General features: G+C 66.2%; 12 protein-coding genes. 6 read left to right on the forward strand and 6 right to left on the reverse strand.

The annotated features are described in order from the left end of the window. Positions 1 to 186: 186 nt before the first annotated feature. Positions 187 to 669: a LuxR family transcriptional regulator gene (locus ACM0O9_RS09910; protein WP_065179449.1), complete on the forward strand. Its 483-nt coding sequence runs from the start codon at positions 187 to 189 to the stop codon at positions 667 to 669. 51 nt (positions 670 to 720) lie between these two features. On the opposite strand, the gene aceE is transcribed toward ACM0O9_RS09910, so the two are convergent. After that, positions 721 to 3393: a pyruvate dehydrogenase (acetyl-transferring), homodimeric type gene (aceE, locus tag ACM0O9_RS09915; protein WP_414604189.1), complete on the reverse strand. Its 2673-nt coding sequence runs from the start codon at positions 3391 to 3393 to the stop codon at positions 721 to 723. Positions 3394 to 3637: 244 nt separating this feature from the next. Next, on the reverse strand, positions 3638 to 3937 hold the full coding sequence (locus tag ACM0O9_RS09920) for a hypothetical protein (protein ID WP_065179451.1): 300 nt from the start codon (positions 3935 to 3937) through the stop codon (positions 3638 to 3640). Positions 3938 to 4076: 139 nt separating this feature from the next. Between ACM0O9_RS09920 and ACM0O9_RS09925 the strand changes: the two genes are divergently transcribed. The 4 genes from ACM0O9_RS09925 to ACM0O9_RS09940 all read left to right on the forward strand — a co-directional run bounded on the left by ACM0O9_RS09925 (position 4077) and on the right by ACM0O9_RS09940 (position 10292). After that, positions 4077 to 4592, forward strand: coding sequence for an RNA polymerase sigma factor (locus tag ACM0O9_RS09925; RefSeq protein WP_065179452.1), 516 nt, complete (start codon positions 4077 to 4079; stop codon positions 4590 to 4592). After that, positions 4589 to 5611, forward strand: coding sequence for a FecR family protein (locus tag ACM0O9_RS09930; RefSeq protein WP_065179453.1), 1023 nt, complete (start codon positions 4589 to 4591; stop codon positions 5609 to 5611). Before ACM0O9_RS09925 ends, ACM0O9_RS09930 begins: the two co-directional genes overlap by 4 nt. 141 nt (positions 5612 to 5752) lie before the next feature. Further along, positions 5753 to 8686 carry a TonB-dependent receptor gene (locus tag ACM0O9_RS09935; protein ID WP_164230027.1) on the forward strand — a complete coding sequence of 978 codons (2934 nt, stop codon included), beginning with the start codon at positions 5753 to 5755 and terminating at the stop codon, positions 8684 to 8686. A 10-nt stretch (positions 8687 to 8696) separates the two neighbouring features. Next, a complete protein-coding gene (locus tag ACM0O9_RS09940) occupies positions 8697 to 10292 on the forward strand; it encodes an alkaline phosphatase D family protein (protein ID WP_065185221.1) in 1596 nt (531 codons plus the stop codon). Positions 10293 to 10401: 109 nt separating this feature from the next. On the opposite strand, the gene ACM0O9_RS09945 is transcribed toward ACM0O9_RS09940, so the two are convergent. Together ACM0O9_RS09945 and ACM0O9_RS09950 are read right to left on the reverse strand one after the other, a co-directional pair. Next, positions 10402 to 12510, reverse strand: coding sequence for a phosphocholine-specific phospholipase C (locus ACM0O9_RS09945; protein ID WP_414604194.1), 2109 nt, complete (start codon positions 12508 to 12510; stop codon positions 10402 to 10404). An 8-nt stretch (positions 12511 to 12518) separates the two neighbouring features. Beyond that, positions 12519 to 14897 (reverse strand): TonB-dependent receptor domain-containing protein, encoded by a 2379-nt coding sequence (locus tag ACM0O9_RS09950; protein WP_414604188.1) that lies wholly within the window; start codon positions 14895 to 14897, stop codon positions 12519 to 12521. Between the two features lie 234 nt (positions 14898 to 15131). Between ACM0O9_RS09950 and ACM0O9_RS09955 the strand changes: the two genes are divergently transcribed. Continuing rightward, positions 15132 to 16577, forward strand: coding sequence for an OmpA family protein (locus ACM0O9_RS09955; protein WP_262219668.1), 1446 nt, complete (start codon positions 15132 to 15134; stop codon positions 16575 to 16577). Positions 16578 to 16589: 12 nt separating this feature from the next. Here the strand turns inward: ACM0O9_RS09955 and ACM0O9_RS09960 are convergent, their stop codons facing one another. Further along, positions 16590 to 17516 carry a c-type cytochrome gene (locus tag ACM0O9_RS09960; protein WP_065179458.1) on the reverse strand — a complete coding sequence of 309 codons (927 nt, stop codon included), beginning with the start codon at positions 17514 to 17516 and terminating at the stop codon, positions 16590 to 16592. After that, on the reverse strand, positions 17513 to 18859 hold the full coding sequence (locus ACM0O9_RS09965) for a c-type cytochrome (RefSeq protein WP_262219744.1): 1347 nt from the start codon (positions 18857 to 18859) through the stop codon (positions 17513 to 17515). The genes ACM0O9_RS09960 and ACM0O9_RS09965 overlap by 4 nt, the downstream gene beginning before the upstream one ends. Positions 18860 to 19009 lie beyond the last annotated feature (150 nt).

Raw genomic sequence — 19009 nt, forward strand, 5'->3', positions numbered from 1 at the left:
TAACGATCTGTATCGACAAGGACGTGATGAGGCCTTGCCGCCAGACCTGAATCGCGGGAGGCGCGAACGAGGTTGCCGCGCGTTCAGCGCCCTGCCTTGTGCGGGGCCCCGATGCTGTGCACGATCCGAAGCGCTGCGCCCCACAACGCGTCACGCAGCACCTTCTTCACTGGAACGGAGCAACGTATGAAGCTGTTGTCCGCTGTGTTGTTGTGTGCGTGTTCGCTGCCGGCCGGGTCGGCGCTGGCCGTGGAAGCGTCCCCGTCGCCGCTGCTGGGGCGCTGGTCGCTGGACACCGCGACCTCGGCACTACCCGAGGCGCAGCGTCCGAAGCAGGTGGTGCTGGAGTTCAAGGACGCCGGCGGTGGCCGCTGGAGCTCACACGTGGATATCGTCCTGCACGACGGCAAGACCATGAAGTCCGACGGCACGTTGGCGCTGGATGGCACGCCGGGTGCCTTGTCCGGCACCTACGGCGCGGACAAGGCAAACCTGAAACTGCCGGCCCCGAATACGCTGGTGATGCAGTTGGTGGACCACGGTACGCCGGCCTCCACCCGTATCTACACCGTGGCCGATGACCAGGCGACGATGACCGAGACCAAGGCGTTCTACGGCCACGACGGCACGCCGATCCTGCAGACCAATCTGTTCAAGCGGATGCCGTAGCGATGCTGCGTTCACCAGGCTCGCACAACGGGCCTGGTGAACGCAGCCGCCTTACACCGCGGCCGGATCGTGCTTGCCGGCGTCGATGCCGTACTTGTCGATCGCCTCCTGCATCCGCGAGCGTTCGATGCGACCTTCGTCGGCCAGCGACTTCAGGGCCGCCAGCACGATGAAGTGGCGATCCACTTCAAAGAACGTGCGCAGTGATTCACGCGTGTCGGAGCGGCCGAAGCCATCGGTGCCGAGTGCGATGAAGCGGCGATCGTTGATGAAGGGACGGATCTGGTCACCGACGATCTTCATGTAGTCGGTGGCCACCACTACCGGGCCTTCATGACCCTGCAGGCATTGCTGCACGTAGGGCACGCGCGGGGCCTCGGCCGGATGCAGCAGGTTCCAGCGCTCGGCGGCCAGCCCGTCGCGGCGCAGTTCGGTCAGGCTGGTCGCGCTCCACACATCGCTGGCGATGCCGAAGTCCTGCTGCAGCAGGTCTGCCGCGGCTTCCACTTCGCGCAGGATCGCGCCGCTGCCCATCAGCTGCACGCGTGGCTGCCGAGCGTTGCCGGCGGCTGCTGGATGCAGCAGGTACATGCCCTTCAGGATGCCGGCCTCGGCGCCCTCGGGCAGTGCCGGCTGCGGGTAGTTCTCGTTGAGTACGGTGATGTAGTAGTAGATGTCTTCCTGCTCGACATACATGCGGCGCAGGCCGTCGTGGATGATCACCGCCAGCTCGTAGTTGTAGGTCGGGTCGTAGGACACGCAGCTCGGGATCACCGACGAGAGCACGTGGCTGTGGCCATCATCGTGTTGCAGGCCTTCGCCCATCAGCGTGGTACGGCCCGACGTGGCACCGAGCAGGAAGCCCCGGGTACGCGCATCGGCTGCAGCCCAGGCGAGGTCGCCGACGCGCTGCAGGCCGAACATCGAGTAGAAGATGTAGAACGGAATCGTGGCCAGGCCGTGGTTGCTGTAGGCGGTGCCGGCGGCGATCCACGAGCAGATCGCACCGGATTCGTTGATGCCTTCCTGCAGGATCTGGCCGTCCTTGGCTTCCTTGTAGTAGCTCAGCTGGCCCGCATCCTGCGGCGTGTACAACTGACCCAGGTACGAATGGATGCCGATCTGGCGGAACAGGCCTTCCATGCCGAAGGTGCGCGATTCATCGGGCACGATCGGAATCACCAGCTTGCCCAGCTCCGGGTCCTTCAGCAAGCGGGTGAGGATGCGCACGAAACCCATGGTGGTGGACTGGCCGCGATCGCCGCTGCCCTGCAGCTGGGCGTTGAAGATCGACAGCGGCGGTATCGGCAGCGGATCGACCTTCGCCAGCCGCGCCGGCAGTTGGCCGCCCTGGATGCGGCGGCGCTCGGCGAAGTAGATGGCTTCGGCGCTGCCCGGTTCCGGACGCAGGTAGGGCATGTCCTCCAGCTGGGCGTCGCTGACCGGCAGGTTGAAGCGGTCGCGGAAGGCGCGCACCGCGTCGGCGCTCATCTTTTTCAGCTGATGGTTGATGTTCTGGCCTTCACCGGCTTCGCCCATGCCGAAACCCTTGACCGTCTTGGCCAGGATCACCGTCGGCCGGCCGTGGGTGCCCACCGCCTGCTGGTAGGCGGCGTACACCTTCTGCGGATCGTGGCCACCACGTGCCAGCGCCCAGATGTCGTCGTCGCTCATGTGCGCCACCAGCTCCAGCAGCTCGGGGTAGCGGCCGAAGAAATGCTCGCGCACGTAGGCGCCGCTCTGCGACTTGAAGGTCTGGTAGTCGCCATCCACGCATTCCATCATGCGCTGGCGCAGCAGGCCGCTGTGGTCGCGGGCCAGCAGGTCGTCCCAGCCACCGCCCCAGATCAGCTTGATCACGTTCCAGCCGGCCACGCGGAAGGCGCCTTCCAGTTCCTGGATAACCTTGGCGTTGCCGCGCACCGGCCCGTCCAGGCGCTGCAGGTTGCAGTTGACCACGAACACGATGTTGTCCAGCCGCTCGCGGCCGGCCAGGGAAATTGCCGCCAGCGATTCGGGCTGGTCCATCTCGCCGTCGCCGAGGAAGGCCCAGACCTTCCGTCCCTGGTGCTGCTTCAGACCGCGGTACTCGAGGTAACGCATGTAGCGCGCCTGATAGGCGGCAGTGAGCGGGCCCAGGCCCATCGACACAGTGGGAAACTGCCAGAACTCCGGCATCAGGCGCGGATGTGGATACGAGGACAGGCCCTCGCGACCGGCTTCGCGGCGGAAGTTGTCCATCTGAGCCGCATCAATGCGGTCTTCCACGTAGGCGCGACCATAGATGCCGGGCGCGGAATGGCCCTGGATGTAGATCATGTCGCCGTCGAAGGTGTCGGTGCGGCCACGGAAGAAATGATCGAAGCCCACGTCGTACAGCACTGCTGCCGACTGGTAGGTGGCGATGTGGCCACCTACGTTGGAGTGCTTGCCTGCACGCAGCACCATCACCATCGCGTTCCAGCGGATCATCGCGTTCAGGCGGCGCTCGATGGCCAGGTCACCGGGATAGGGCGGCTGGCGTTCGGGCGGGATAGTATTGACGTAGGCCGTCCATGCGCGGGTATGCAGGTCGCCGTGCTGTTGCGCGTCCAGATCGCTCAGCCGGTCGATCAGGTAGTGCGCGCGTGGCCGGCCACCGGCCTGCATCACCGCCTCCAGCGATTCACACCACTCCCGCGTTTCCAGCGGGTCGGTATCGAAGGGGATCAGGGCTTGGTTCATGACTGTCTCCAGAGGGCGCCGTTTGGACGTCTGCCTGAGCGACAACACCATCAGGGCGCACAGCACTGGAGCGGGGTCGCAACGGCAATGCCGTGACGCGAAGGGCGACCGTGGCGGCCACCGAGAAGACAAGCGTAGGCCTGGCCCCGCGGCTTCGATAGGCGGGCCCGGCTTGGGTCTCAGGCAAGCAAGGGTTGGTGCCGGGCGCCGCATCATGCGCGGATGCACTGCGTACCGCCGCTGATCAGGCCGGGTACAGTCCAGGCAGGAACATCGGGATGACCGCCACGCCGACGCACAGCAGGCACCAGGCGACGATGGGCAGCCAGCGCGCCAGACGCTGGGCCGGTTCTGGTACGCGACCGCCGCCGATCCACAGCAGCAGCGTGAGCACGCCCAGTGCATAGGCGAGGGCGACGATCACCGGATGCACATGGATGACCCGGCTGGGCGGCCACATCTGCTGCTGGTAGGCGGTGGTGTGGGCGACCAGCAGCAGGAACAGCAGGCTGCTGAAGGTGTGGATGGCGGTGCGTGCGTTCATTGCTGGGCACTCCTTGTGCCGGCTGCCGGGACATTGCAGGGGCGGCATTCTAGCGGCTGCCTGCCGGTCGTTGAAACGCCACTGTCATCGATGGCGGTCACCCTGCTGGGCTTTCCAGCCTCGGGGTGGTTGGCCGGCCGTGAACAGCGTGAGGATCTGGGAGAAGAGCTACGAACTGCGGCGCCGGCTGCTGCGTGGCTTCTTCCTGCGTCGCGGTTCGGCCAGCGAAGATGCCGAAGACCTGGCGCAGGAGGTCTATCTGCGGCTGCTGCGCAGCACCGGCGAGGATGCCGACGCGGTCGAGAACCCGGAAGCCTACCTGTTCACCGTGGCGGCCAACCTGGCGCGCGAGCACGCCCGCGTGCGGTCGTCGCTGCCGCCGCTGGAAGACATCGATCTGCTGGCCGAAGTGCTGAAAAGCGAAGAAGACATCGAGCGCGAATTCGAGCGTGCGCAGCGCTGGAACGATATCCGCAGCACCATCGCGCGGTTGCCGGCGACCACGCGCCGGGTGATGGTGCTGCACTACCGCGACGGGCTGGACTGCCCGGGAATCAGCCAGCAGCTGCAGGTGTCGGTGCACATGGTGCGCAAGCATATCGGCAAGGGGCTTGACGCCTGCAGGAAGGCGCTGGGCGCCAGGGAGCTCACATGAATCGGTATCCATCACGCAGGCCTGACGACGAGGTCGCACGTGAGGCGGCGCACTGGTTCCTGTGCAATCGCGAGGGGGTGCTGGACAAGGCCGGGCGTGTCGCGTTCCTGGACTGGATGAAGCGCTCGCCCGAGCATGTTCGGGCCTACATGCGCGCGCTCGCGTTGCACCGGCAGGTGGGCGAGGCGCTGCAATCGCCGTTGGCTGATGAGGCGCTGGTGCCACCGCGGCAGGTCGCCGCCAAGGTGGTGCCGCTGTTCGGTCGTTCGGACGCGCCGCCCCGCGCCGTGCTGCGTCGCGGTCGCGTGCGCTGGTGGATGGTCTCTGCCGCGGCCTGTGTTGCCCTGATCGGCGTGGGCCTGGTTTCGCAGGTGATGCCCACCCAGCATCTCTACAGTGCCGGGCATGGTGAACTCCGCGACCTGGTGCTGCCCGACCAGACCCAGGTGCGGCTCAACGCGGACAGCCGACTGCGGGTACGCATGGGCTGGTTCAGCCGAAAGGTGGAGCTGCTGCAGGGGGAGGCCACGTTCGACATCGCCCGCGACCGTCGTCCGTTCGAGGTGGAAGTGAACGGCCTGGAGATCCGGGATATCGGCACGGTGTTCGATGTATCGCGACGGCTGCAGAGCACCCGCATCGGCGTGGTCTCCGGCGAGGTCGAGGTCTGGAGCCAGGGCGCGGGTGCACGCCGCCTGGCCCAGCTGGAGCAGGGCCGGGTGGTGCAGGTCGATGCGCGAAGCCATGCCGTCGAGTCAGTGGACATGCCGCTGTCGATGCTGCTGGATTGGCAGCAGCGCAAAGTGTCCTTCCTCGATGAGCGGCTGGACGAGGTAGCAGCTGCCTTCAACCGGCACAACCTGGTGCAGGTGCGCGTGCTGGACGAAGGCGCGGCATCGGCACGGTTGTCCGGCAGCCTCGATGCGCATCGCATCGGTGCGCTGCAGGCCTTCCTCGAACGCGACCCACGCTTCGTGGTGAGGCGCGAAGGCGACACAGTGCGGGTCGGCAGTCGCTGAGGCCCGCGCGGTGGTGGGCTGTCAGAAAAAATTCATCGAATCCGCGTTCTCCACTTCGGTGGATGCGGGCTCTTACTTGGAAGAAGCCGCTGCCGAGCCACGCAGCGGCGCCTGCTGCCTTCTCTCTGCCAAGGACCCGTGATGCGCAACACGCTCTACCTGTCGATCATCCTCGCCCTGTCTCCCTGCAGCGTGCCAATGGCGGCCGCGGCCACTGCCGATGGCCTTGAAGCCCGCGTGTCGGCGCCGATCGCGGCGCAACCGCTGGCCCGTGCACTTGAGCAGTTGTCGCGCAGTTCCGGCGTGCAGTTCCTGTACTCGGGTAGCGGTGAAGCGCACATGGCCGGGGCTGTGCCACGTGGCGCCACCGTCAAGCAGGCGTTGGACGCACTGCTGGCGGGTACCGGCCTGGGCTACACCGTGGTGGATGGCAATGTCATCGCCATCGATCCGGCACCCGCACGCAACGCGCCGAAGCCAGCCGCGCCGATGCCGCGCGAGGCCGGAGCGGTGGTGGCGCCGACCCTGGACACGGTGAAGGTGATTGCCGCGCACGAGGTGATCGACCAGAAGAAGTCGTCGCCGGTGATCAAGGATTCGGTGGTCTACGACGAGATGGACAGCTACGGCGACGAGACCCTGGCCGAGAGCCTGATGGCCGCTCCAGGCCTGAGTGCGGTGGAGGATGCTGGTGAGCCACGTTACGTGACGGTACGCGGCGTGCAGGCCAACCTCAACTACACCACCATCGATGGCATCGCGATTGCCAGCGTGGGTGGCAGTGGCTCCGGGGAGCGCATGAACAACCTGCAGCTGATTCCCAGCGACATCGGCACCCGTACCGACATCTACAAGAGCTTCAGCGCGGAGCAGGCACCGGATGCGATCGGCGGTGTGATCGACATCATCAGCCGCAGTGCCTTCGACCGGTCGGGCAGGTACGTGTTTGCCGACGTGGCAGGCATCTATTCCACAGCCGAGACCAACGTCGAGCGCAGCGCTGGCGGCAACCACGAGACCCTGGGCCATTTCGGCAAGAGCGCCAAGATGGTGTTCTCCAACCAGTTCGGCGCCGACCAGGAGTTCGGCATCGTTGCGGTGGCACGCTATGAGCAGCGTTCACGCAACAGCGTCAAGCGCTGGGTGGAGTCGAACTACTACTACAACGACGCTGGAAAATACCTCACCGACGGCACCACGGGTCCGGACGAGGCCAAGGGCTGGAACGGCCTGCGTGCGCCTGGCAACTTCAGCACCGGCACCTATACCAACTTCATCACCAACTTCGGTGGCTCCGCCAAGCTTGAGTGGAAGCCCTCGGATGATCCGTTCTACGCATCGCTGTTGCTGTACTCGTACCGGTTCTACGAGAACTCGACGATGAACAAGACGGATCTGTATGGAAACGCCAAGTTTCCGATCCGCAACCAGACCGAGGACAGCGGCACCACGCAGATCAACAGCATCTACATCAAGAACCGCCACGACCGCTGGGACCGCAGCAACCGTGGCGCCATCGCCAGCTTCAACTGGGACATCGGCGACCGTTCGCGCCTGACCCTGCGCGGTGGCCACACCGAAGAGACCTTCCATAACAGCCAGGTCTACTGGGGAGTGCGCGCCTACCCGAGCAATCTGTTCGTCGACTACGAAAACGACAGCCACGGTTTCCCCAATGCGGTGGCGGTTTCCGATTCCAGCCTGCTGACCAGCTCCGCGTTCAAGCTCAATCCGGCGCAGGCCTATGTCTCTCCGCGCGATGCCAAGGAGAGCATCGACAACCTGCGCGCGGACTTCAGCTACAACATCGACGCCGATGCGCGTGGCTTCGGCCTGGCCACCGGTGCCGAGTACCGCCACCTGAAGATCTGGCAGGACATCGACTTCGACTACTTCAGGAGCAGCGCCACGCTCAACGACTACCTGTATCCGGGGTCGACGCTGCTGGGCAGCGTGCCGGGCTTCCCTCTGATCGACAACCGCGAGTGGAACGAGGAACTGCTGCCGAAACTGGGCAACAACAATGCGGCGTATCCGAATGCCAACTTCACCAGCGACTACAAGTACGTGGAGGACATCACCAATGCCTATGTGTCCGCTCACTATGCCTGGGACCGGCTGCTGCTGATCGGCGGCCTGCGTTACGACCACACCCGCTTCGATGCCTACAGCCCGTTCAGCGATGATGGTGGCACCACTTACACCTCCGCCTTCCGCAACACGAGCGGTGGCTACAACAACCTGCTGCCGTCTTTGAATGCGACGTTCAAGCTGAGCGAGGAGCAGCGCCTGCGCTTTTCCGCCAGTCGCACGCTGGGCCGGCCGACGCCGAGCAACATCGCCCAGGCCACCAGCACCAGCTGTGGCGATGACGAGGAGGGCAGGGGCTTCTGCAGCATCAAGCAGGGCAACGCCAACCTGCAGCCGCGTCGTTCCACCAACATCGACCTGGCGTGGGACCTGTATTTCAACGGCAACAACGGCCTGGTCTCGGTGGCGCTGTTCGACAAGGTGATCAAGGACGATATCTACACCCTGACCACGTTCGAGAACGTGGGGGACACCCGCTACCGGGTCACCCAGCCGATGAACACCGACGAGTCGAAGCTGCGTGGCGTCGAGTTCGCGGTGGCCAATCGCAATCTGCAGTGGGGCCGCCAGCGCTTCGACATGTACTTCAATGCAACCCGGCTGGAAGGCCAGACCAACTACCGCATCAGCGACGGCACCGAGCGTCGCCTGGATCGCCTGCTGTACCAGCCGGACTGGTCGCTCAATGGTTCGGTGATCTGGCGCATGCCATGGAGGAGCGCCCAGCTGCGCCTGTCCGGAACCTACCGCAGCCGGATGCTGGTCGACTTCGGTGACACCGAATGGCTGGATTCGTACTACGACCCATACCTGACGTTCAACATGGCTTTCAGCCACAAGGTCGGCAAGCACGTGACGCTGAAGTACGAGGCCAAGAACCTGTTCAACACCCAGCCAACCTACAGCACCGGTCCGAACGGGCGTTTCCGAACCGAGATCGACGACTACGGCCGCTTCTTCTACTTCCACATCATCTACAACTGAGGGCACAGCCGTGGATACGATCAATCGCAGGCGATTCCTGGCGCTGGCCGGCCTGTCCGCTGCCGGTGCCTGGATGGGCACGGCACATGCGCTGGCCGCGCGGGCCGATGCCACCGCGCTGAACCCGCGCAACCTGCTGGCCAAGCCGCGCTTTGCCAGCACACCTTTCACCCTGGGCGTGGCCTCGGGGGATCCCTCGGCCGATGGCATGGTGCTGTGGACGCGCCTGGCGACCGAGCCGCTGGTGTTCGGCAGTGGCATGCCGGCCCGGCCGATGCTGGTCGATTGGCAGCTGGCAGCGGACGAAGGCATGCGCAAGGTAGTGCGCCAGGGTTCGGCGATGGCGCATCCCGAACTCGGTCACGCCGTGCATGTGGAGCTGGACGGGTTGGCGCCCGGAAGGCCCTACTGGTACCGCTTCACCGTGGGTGGCCATGCCAGTGCGGTCGGTTGCACCCGCACGCTGCCGGCAGCCACGGCAGCGGTGGATCGCGTGCGCTTTGCGGTGGCAGGTTGCCAGCACTACGAAGAAGGCCACTACACCGCGTGGCGGCGCATCGCCGAGGAACCGCTCGACTTCGTCTTCCACTACGGCGATTACATCTACGAAGGCGAAAGCCAGCCGGGCCTGCGGAAGATGAACGGCCAGCCGTTCACCAACCTGCGCAACCACGTCGGCCCGCAGATCTATACGCTGGATGATTACCGCCGCCGCTACGCCCAGTACAAGAGCGATGCCGACCTGCAGGCCGCTCATGCATCGGCTCCCTGGTTTGTCACCTTTGACGACCATGAAGTGGACAACAACTGGGCCGGCGCCGAAGACCAGGACGATACGCCCAGCGAAGTGTTCCTGCTGCGGCGCGCGCAGGCGTTCCAGGCCTACTACGAGAACATGCCGCTGCGCCGTTCGGCGTTCCCGCGCGACGGCCACATGCAGATGTACCGGCGCGCACGCTACGGCACGCTGATGGACCTGCACCTGCTCGACACCCGCCAGTACCGCAGCAAGCAGGTGAACATGACGCTGCGCGAGGAGGTGGAATCGCCGGAGCGCAGCATTGTGGGGGCGAAGCAGGAACGCTGGCTGTTCGACGGCCTGTCCGATGCTGCACCGCGCTGGCATACCATCGCCCACCAGGTGGCGCTGGGCAATTACATGCGCGAGAAGGACGGGGTAGTGCAGTCGTCCGATGACCAGTGGTCGGGCTACCTGGACAGCCGCCGGCGCCTGCTTGAGCACATCCAGAAGGTGGGCTTCGGCAACGTGGTGACCGCCTGCGGCGACGCGCATCGCCACTATGCCAGCGATCTGGTGCAGGACCACCGTGACTCGGGCGTGATCTCCAGCGAGTTCCTCGCCACGTCGATCACCTCTGGCGCCGACGGCCAGGGCGTGGACGCGTATGCCAGGAACCAGCTTGCGCACAGTCCCTACCTGAAGGCGACCACCGACAAGCGTGGCTACGTGCTGTGCGATGTCACCCGCGATGCGTGGATCGGCGACATGAAGACGCTGGATACCGTAATGCAGCCGAATGGCGCGCTGCAGAGCTGGAAACGCTATGCGGTGGAGCACGGCCGGCCGGGGCTGCAGGAGGTTTGAATCTGCCGATCTGCCCCGTAGAGCCGAGCCCATTCTCGGCTGCTTTGTCGGGGCAATGCGACCAGGGCGAGAAGCAGCCGAGCGTGGGCTCGGCTCTACAGAGGGCTCCTCAATCGTGCTCGAACCGCAAGGGCTCGCTGCCCATTGCCGGGTCACTGGTGCCGGGGTGCCCATCCTCGGCGCGGCCGGCCAGTCGCAGTGCACTGTCGCCCGCACCGATGCGCAGGTCGTACCACCCTGCGGTGGGCGCCGCGTCCCATGCCACCGTGGCCTCAGCATGCGCCGGCAGCGCCAGCGCCTGCTCAGGCATGTGCCCGGCATAGGCACCGGCCTGCACCCGCACATTCTGCGCGCTGTTGTGCAGATTGCGCAGGTGCAGCCGCAGCTGGCCGTCCGCGCGCTCGATCGAAGCCTGCACGGCAGGCGCCTTGGCCGCACCCTGGAAGTGGCGGTGGAAACCGTTCGGACCAAGCAGCCAAAGGTCATAGCGGCCCTGGGCGTCCAACGGCCAGCGCTCGCGCAGCGGCGTACCTGGAAGCAGCGTGTAGCGGCGTGGTACCGCATCCAGCCGCAGCCGATCGTAGACATGCAGCACGGCCGCCGCGCCTTCGCAGGACAGCGTCAGATCCACACCCAAGGCATCGACTGCGGCAATCGATGCCTGCGGTCGATAGGGTAGGGCGCGCGCGGGACGTACACCGCTTTCCTGTTTCGCTGGCTTCAGCCCCTCCGGCAGCGTGGGCACGGTGCGCCCCGGCAAGGCAGCTGCGCGTGCGGCAACCGTGCTCACGTCGGGCAGGCCGCGGACGAACGGGCGGGTATCGCGCTGGGCAAAGTCGAACGCATTGCTGAGGTCGCCGCAGACCGTGCGGCGCCACAGCGAGATGTCCGGTGCGGCCACGCCAAAGCGGCGCTCGATCAGCCGTATGACCGAGGTGTGGTCGTACACCTGCGAATCGACCCAACCACCGCGACTCCACGGTGAGATCACGTACAGCGGCACGCGCGGTCCCAGACCGTACGGGCGCCCGCGCAGTTCGGCGAGATCGTACTTCTCGTCACCCGGTGCCGGGTGGCGGTGGTACTCGCCTTCGGTGCTGACCGAGGACACACCCGCCCAGCCACCGTCCACCGGCGAAGGCGGGGCAGGTGGCGGCATGTGGTCGAAGAAGCCATCGTTCTCGTCGAACATCAGCAGCAGGGCAGTGCGGCTCCACACCTGCGGATCGGCGGTCAGCGCATCCAGTACGCGCGCGGTATAGCCCGCGCCCTGGGCGGGACTGGAAGGACCAGGATGCTCGCTACCGGCCGCGTCGGCGATGATGAAGCTGACCTGCGGCAGGCGCCCGTCAATGACGTCCTGGCGCAGCTGCGCCAGGCCGCGCGTGCTGACCCCGCGCGCGCGAAGCTGCGGGTCATGCACCGGCGCCGCGCGGTGGGCCTGGCGGAAGGCCTCGAAGCCCGCCAGCGGGTTGTCGGTGAAGTTGTCGGCCATGTCCTGGTAGATCTGCCAGGACACGCCGGCCCTCTGCAGGCGCTCGACATAGCTGGTCCAGCGGTACGACGCCGGGTACCCGCCCTGTTCGGGAAAGTTGTCGTGCGAATTGGCGATCACCGGGCCGCCGGCACGCGCATGCCCATCGTTGTGGCCGGTCCACAGGAACACCCGGTTCGGGTTGGTGCCGGCCTGCATTGCGCAGTGGTAGGCATCGCAGATCGTGAAGGCATCGGCCAGGGCGAACTGGAACGGCAGGTCGCTGCGCTGGAAGTAGCCCATCGAGTGGTTCTGCTTGGCCTTCGGCCATTGCCCCATGCGCCCGTGGTCCCACGCCCGATGGGCATCGGGCCAGGTATGCGGCGTGCCTTCCACCCGCATGTAGCCGAAGTGCGCGGCGGTATCCAGCGGGAACGGCGCGATCGCGCGCTCGCCGCTGGCATCGGGCTGCAGCCACAGGCTGCGGACGCGGCCACCTGCTTGCAGCGCGGCGGCCGGGGCGACGAACCGATCACCGAAGCCACGTACGCCCGGCAGCGTGCCGAAGTAGTGGTCGAACGAACGGTTCTCCTGCATGAACACCACGATGTGCTGCAGGTCTTCCAGGCTGCGCGTCTGCGCGGCGGGGGCGATCGCGGCGGCCCGGGCGATGCTGGGCAGCAGTGGAGAGAGGCCGGCGGCAACGCCGGCCTGCAACAACCGGCGTCGGCCGATATCGGTCACAGGCTCACTCACAGGTCCACGCGGAAAGAGATGCCGACGGTGCGCGGAGCGCCGATGAAGGCGTTGTCGCGCCCGTCCACCCCTGCAAGATACCGTTTATTGGTGAGGTTGCTCACCACCAGGTTGGCGCCCATGCCCTTCAGGCGCGGCGACAGGCCCTGCAGGTCGAAGCCGATGTTGGCGTTGAGCACGGTCGCCGACGGCAGCTTGTTGACGTTGGCGGCGTCGAGATAGCGCGTGCCCAGGTAACGGCCGGACAGGCCGAAGTTCCAGTTCTCACCCTGCCAGTCCGCCGACAGGACGAGGGTCTGTTCGGGCTGGCCGATCACCTTGGCGCCATCGACGATGCCCAGCTGGGTATCGCGCGCGGCATCGCCGCTGCCGAGGTACCTGGAGCGGTTGTAGGTATAGGCGGCGTTGAGGCGCCAGCCGTTGTCCCAGCCGTAGCCGAACGCGGCTTCCAGCCCGTTGCTCTCCACGCCGCCGAAGTTCTCGTAGACGCCGTCGGTCTCGCCGAGATAGTCGATGCCGCTGACGAAACCTGCCGGCAGGTAGACGATGCGATTGTCGAACTTGATGTTGTACAGGGTCACCGAGGCGGTCAGCGGCCAGCGGCTGATGCGCATGCCCACTTCAATGTTGTCGGCGGTCTCCGGCTCGACGTTGCGGAAGCGCTGCGGGTCGGTCTCGCCGAGCACGCCGGAAGGAATCGCGGCGAAGTTCTGCGAGAAGCCGGCGAACAGCTCCATGCCTTCCACGCCCGGTGCCCAGGTCAAGCCGGTGGACAGCAGCGGGTCGGACCTGGAATCGGATTTGACGTGTTCGCTGGCACCGATCACGCGGCGGCGCGACTGGTCGACGAAGAACTGCTTCACGCCCAGGCGTGCGCTGAACGGCCCGAAGCGCGCCACGTCCTCGATGTAGTACATCTGCTCGTCAACCTTGTACTTGTCCTCGAACTGTACCCAGTACGGCTGGTGGTCGAAGGCGATGTCCTGGCCGACGTTGAGCAGGCGATGCCAGTCGCGGCGCGCCGAACGGTCCAGCTTCTCCACCCACAGACCGCCACGGATCGTGTTGTCGACCGTGCCGAAGGTCTGCCGCCACTCGACGTCGGCGGTCACGCCCATGCGGTCGTTGTCGTAGTGCGTGTGGCGATACGACTGCGCGCCAAGCACGTTGCCGGCGTAGCAGTTCGGATCGTATTCGGCGGTGAAGCCCAGCCGCGGCGTGCAGTTGGCCAGGCGCTGCGCGGCGCTGCCGTCGGGATTGACGAAGAAGATCTGGCCACGGTTGCTGCCGCCGAACACGGTTTTTCCACCGATGTACTCCGACTCGGGGCGGCCCGCACCGTCATCGCTGACCTGCGCCAGATAGGGAGGCAGCCAGTCGCCACGACCTTGCATGCGGTGCCCGTAGGCGGCCACCGAGGCCTTGAAGCCGTTGCCACCGTCGAAGGCCGCGCGCAGGTAGCCGAAGGTGTTCTCGCGCAACGCACGCGAGCCGGAACGGTAGTTCTGGTCCAGGTAGGGAATGCCGGTGAGGGTACCGACCAGGTTGTCGCGATCCGGATTGGTCGCGAAGCCCTTCGGTGAGACGCTGGTGTATTCCGGCTCGTCGGCATCGTTGTAGGACAGGTAGCCGGTCAGGGTCCAGCGATCCAGTTCGGTGATGAACTTGCCGGCGATGTGGTCGTTGCTGGTCTTGCCGCTGCCATCGATCCAGTCATGCACGCGCGCCGACGAGGCACTGACCCAGGCGCGGGTGTGGCCGCCGAGCAGGCCGGTGTCGTAGCGCACGTAGTACTTGCGCGCATCGTTGTCACCGGCGCCGACCACGAAGCGCAGACGGCTGTCCTGCAGCGGGTCGCTGGTAAGGAAGTTGAGCGTGCCGCCCAGGGCCTCGTTCGAGCGCGAGGAGATATCGGCAGTGCCCTGGCTGACTTCCACCGTTTCCAGGTCGAGGGTGTCGATGTAGCGGTTGGCCAGCGAGCCGCCGCCGTAACCCGAACCGCCGTTGGGGAGGCCGTCGATGGTAGTGCCGATCTGCTGTGTGTCGCGGTTGGTGACAAAGCCACGCATGCTGATCTGCGTGCCCCACACCGATGAGCCGGTGGCATCGGCTTCGCTGACCACCACGCCGGGCACCTCGTTGAGTGCATCGTTGACGCTGCTCATCACGGTCTGCCGGTTCAGCGTTTCCGCGCGCACCGATGTCTTGGCGTAGCTGGTGGCCTGCCCGATCACCTGCACCTGATCGAGGGTGCGGGCATCGCTGCTGCGCGCTTCGGCCGCCTCGCCCTGCGGTGCTTCGGCCAGGGCGTCCAGTGCGGGGGCGATCAGCAGGGCCAGCAGCGAGACACGGGGAAAACGCGCAATCGTTCGCATCGAAACCGGACCTTCAGAGGGAGGAAACCCCGGAGTGTCGGCAGCGCCAATGACATCGGCATGACGTGTCAGCGCAGGAACGATGGCACTGTGGGGGCGGTCACGGCCTTCGGGTATGCTCGGCGCTTCAATGGACCTGAGGTGGTGGCGATGCAGAAGCGATCGAAGATCTGGCTGGGCGGGGCAGCCCTGGTGTTGCTGGCAGGATGCAACCGGGCGCCCTCGAATGGAGAGGTGGCACCGCCCGCGCCAGCCACGGCGGATGAGACCGCAGCAGCGGCCGCCGCCCCGGCCGGTTCAACAGCCGCCGCCGATGGCGTCGCGCTCACCGACCGTGAGGGCAAGGCTGTGCCGCTGGTGCCCTTCGACCCAGCCAGCGTGCCGCTGAGCGACGCCGCGCTGGGCGAACTACCGTTCTTCAGCCTGCCGCAAGGCTATGCGCCGCAGAACGCACCACACCCGCGGGCATGGGCCCGCTTCCCGTTCCGCATGGGCGAGGGGGTGCATTGGGTGGAAGGCCCGAGCTGGTCGGCGCGCATCGTGGCCGACAGCAACAACGCTCCGGACAAGACATTCTCCGCAATGGAAGTGCAGCGCAACTTCGATGGCGTGATCACCGCTGCCGGTGGCCGCAAGGTGTTCGAAGGCGAGCTGCTGCGCGACATCTACTACGGCCCGCAGCTGGAAGGCGAGATTGGTGGTGGCTTCATCGACGCAGTGAACGGTGAACAGGACGCGCCCACCACGGTCTATGTGCTGCGCCAGGCCGACCGCACCGTGTGGGTGCAACTGGCGGTGGACAGCAATGGCGCCGGCCTGGTGGTCGTGGATGAAGTGCCGTTCAAGGCCACCGCGCAGTGGTCGGACAGCTTCCCGCATCTGTCCTTGCCCGCCGGTTATCGTGACCGCAACAAGGCCGAGCAGCGTGATTTCGATGCCTTCCCGTTCTGGACCGGTGATCGGTTCGAACAGGTCGAGGGCCGCACCTTCGCGGCTGATTTCGACAAGGGTGAGCGCGAGTACTCGATGCACGAAGTGCGCCGCAACCTTGAGGCGATGATGGCCCAGGCCAACGGCACCAGGGTATTCGAGGGACGCATCCCGCATGAGGCGGCCGAGAGCGTGCCGAAGCAGGTGCAGTCGTCCTACGGCAACGCGGCCAGCTACAGCTGGGACAACCATGACACCGTGGTCTACCGCGTCGATCTGGCAGACGGCCGCCAGGTCTGGGTACACGCCCGCCTGGAATACCTCAGTGCCGGCTGGGTGGTGGCCGAACGCACGGGCTTCACCCAGACCGCGGCGCTGTTGCCGGCCGATGCGCTGAAGAAGAAGCTGGACAGCGACGGCCGCGTGGCGATCCAGGTCAACTTCGCCACGGACAAGGCGCAGATCCTGCCGGCCTCCGAACCGCAGCTGGCGCAGGTGCTCGAGCTGCTGCGGGCTGATCCGGCGTTGAAGCTGTCGATCGAAGGCCACACCGACAACAGTGGTGCCGCAGCACGTAACCGCAGCCTGTCGGAGGATCGCGCGGCCTCGGTGGTGGCCGCGCTTACCGCAAAGGGCATCGCCGCCGACCGCCTGCAGGCGGCCGGATTCGGCGCCGACAGGCCGGTGACTGACAACGGCAGCGAAGAAGGCAAGGCACGCAACCGGCGGGTCGAGCTGGTCAAGCGCTGACCCACGGGGTGCTCAGTACCGCGCGTCCTTGGGTTTCGGGTCGCGCGGCCAGTCCTTGCTCTTGTTGGCGAAGTCCGGCCGCGGCTGGTTGATGAAGTAGCTGGCGATGTCCACCGCATCCTGGTCGGGCATCACCTGCTGCCCCAGTGGGGGCTCGCGGGTCACCGCCGGCGGCATGTTGTGCTTGACGAAGCCGGCGGCCTTGTACAGGCGCGCCATGCCGGCGCCGATGTTGAAACTGTGGTCGCCCCACAGCGGCGGGAAGGCGATGTCACCGCTGGCGTCGCGCCGTCCTCCGCCGTTGTCGCCATGGCACGCGGCGCACTGCACGGCGTACAGTGCCTGGCCGCGGATCGGGTCCGGGGCCAGCGTGCTGTCGATGGGCCCCTCACTGGGGGCGGACACCTTTGCACCCTCTGGCACAGGACTGCTCAACCACGCCATGTAATCGAGCATCGCGCGCATCTGCGGCGAGTCCTTCGGCAGAGGCTTGCCGTTCATCGAACGCTGCAGGCATCCGTTGATGCGCTCGGTCAGCCCGATCACCTTGCCCGGGCGCGGCATGTAACGCGGATAGGCGCCGCCGCCGGTGTTGAAGTAGTGATTGCCGAAAGGCCGCTTGCCTTCGGCCATGTGGCACGAATTGCAGTTCAGATCGTTGCCGACATTGTCCGGCAGCAGCCGTGCAGTCTCGTTGAGGAGGCGGCGGCCGAGCATCACCGATTCGGCATTGCCGAGACCGGCGATCTCCTCGGCACTCGGCGCATGGTAGTGGCCGACCACTTTGCCCTGCGCATCGAGGATATCGATCGTGCTGGCGACGGCGGCATCCAGGTCCGGGTACAGATGACGGTAGGCCAGGGTACCGGCGCCGGTCAGCACCATGAGGGTGATCGCACTGCCGATCAGCAGGCGGGGACGCGTGCGCGAACGCTTCATTGTGCGGCCTCCTGCGGAACGTAGTGCACCGGCTTGTCGCGCACCACCCGACGCATGCGCGCCACGTCGACCTCGCTCACTGCGCTGGCCTGATTGCCCCAGCTGCTGCGGATGAAGGTCAGGATCTGTGCCAGCTGCGCGTTCGGCAGCTGCTCGAAGCCTGGCATGCTGAAGGCCATGCGGTCGTGCCGGGTATGTGGTGTGCGGCCGCCGATCAGGGTCACCTGCACCAGCGAGCTGGGGTCATCGGCGAACACGATCGAGTTGCCCGCCAGCGCCGGATAGACGCGGGCCATGCCGCGGCCGTCGGCGCGGTGGCAGGCCTGGCAGTGCTCGGCATAGGCCAGCGAACCGGCCACACGATAGTCGCCGCTGCGCAGTGCGGCGGTGGTGGTGTCAGTACCGGGCGACCACTGTGCGCTGCGTCCTTCGCGGGCGGGCAGCTGCTTCAGGTAGCGGGCCATCGCCAGCAGGTCCGCGTCGGACAGGTACTGCGTGCTGTGCTCGACCACGTCGGCCATGCCACCGAAGGCCGCCGATCGATCGGTGCGCCCGGTGCGCAGGAAGTCCACGATCTCACCCTCGCGCCAGCTGGCCAGACCGGTCGATTCGCTGCGCAGGTTCTTCGCGTACCAGCCTTCCAGCACCGAACCGGACAGGAACTGGCGGCTGCCATCATCGGCCATCGCCTTTTCCTGGAACGCCAGCCCGCGTGGCGTGTGGCAGGCACCGCAATGCGCCAGGCCTTCCACCAGTTCGGCACCACGCTGCTGGCCGGCGTCCAGCGACGGATCCGGGCTGAAGCTGCGTGGGCGTGCGAACAGCAGTTGCCACCATGCCAGAGGCCAGCGCATGTTGGCGGGCCATGGAATCGTGCTGTCGGCGTTGTCCTGCTTCACCGGCTGCACCGAGCCCATGAAATAGGCGTACAGCGCCTTGATCTCGGCGTCGCGGGCAATCACGTACGAGGCGTACGGCATTGCCGGATACAACGGCTGGCCATCGTGACGGATGCCACGGCGCACCGCGCGTTCAAAGTCGGCGTAGTCGTAGGCGCCGATGCCGGTTTCCGGATCGGGGGTGATGTTGGTCGAGTAGATCGTCCCCATCGGCGTCTGCATGCCGAGGCCACCGGCGAACGGCTTGCCGCCCGGCGCGGTGTGGCAGGCCGCACAGTCGGCGGCGCGCGACAGGTACTGCCCCTGTGCGATCAGCGCCGGGTCGTGGATGTCGACCTGCGCGGCCTGCCGAGGTGCGAACCAGTAGGGCGTGCTGCGGGCGATGCCATAGGCGGCGGCCAGCGTGGCGGCCAGGGCAATGGCGAGCTTGAACGAGGTGCGCATGGGGGCACTGTGGGCAAGCATGCCGGCGTATTCATTGATCCGGATCAATGCCGAGGTCGATCGCGCCATTGTGACAACCTGAATCGATCCCGCATTGTCATCAAGCCGTCATCCACGCGCGATAGATGGCCCACGCCCGCGTCGTTAACC

This window comes from Stenotrophomonas sp. FR012 (genome assembly GCF_047520565.2).
In the GTDB taxonomy this organism is placed as follows: domain Bacteria; phylum Pseudomonadota; class Gammaproteobacteria; order Xanthomonadales; family Xanthomonadaceae; genus Stenotrophomonas; species Stenotrophomonas sepilia.

Excerpts from the sequence above, each read along its gene's own strand:
- ACM0O9_RS09950 (WP_414604188.1), bottom strand. The coding sequence starts at position 14,897 with ATGCGAACGATTGCGCGTTTTCCCCGTGTCTCGCTGCTGGCCCTGCTG.
- ACM0O9_RS09965 (WP_262219744.1), bottom strand. The coding sequence starts at position 18,859 with ATGCGCACCTCGTTCAAGCTCGCCATTGCCCTGGCCGCCACGCTGGCC.
- ACM0O9_RS09930 (WP_065179453.1), top strand. The coding sequence starts at position 4,589 with ATGAATCGGTATCCATCACGCAGGCCTGACGACGAGGTCGCACGTGAG.
- ACM0O9_RS09920 (WP_065179451.1), bottom strand. The coding sequence starts at position 3,937 with ATGAACGCACGCACCGCCATCCACACCTTCAGCAGCCTGCTGTTCCTG.
- ACM0O9_RS09960 (WP_065179458.1), bottom strand. The coding sequence starts at position 17,516 with ATGAAGCGTTCGCGCACGCGTCCCCGCCTGCTGATCGGCAGTGCGATC.
- aceE (WP_414604189.1), bottom strand. The coding sequence starts at position 3,393 with ATGAACCAAGCCCTGATCCCCTTCGATACCGACCCGCTGGAAACGCGG.
- ACM0O9_RS09910 (WP_065179449.1), top strand. The coding sequence starts at position 187 with ATGAAGCTGTTGTCCGCTGTGTTGTTGTGTGCGTGTTCGCTGCCGGCC.
- ACM0O9_RS09935 (WP_164230027.1), top strand. The coding sequence starts at position 5,753 with ATGCGCAACACGCTCTACCTGTCGATCATCCTCGCCCTGTCTCCCTGC.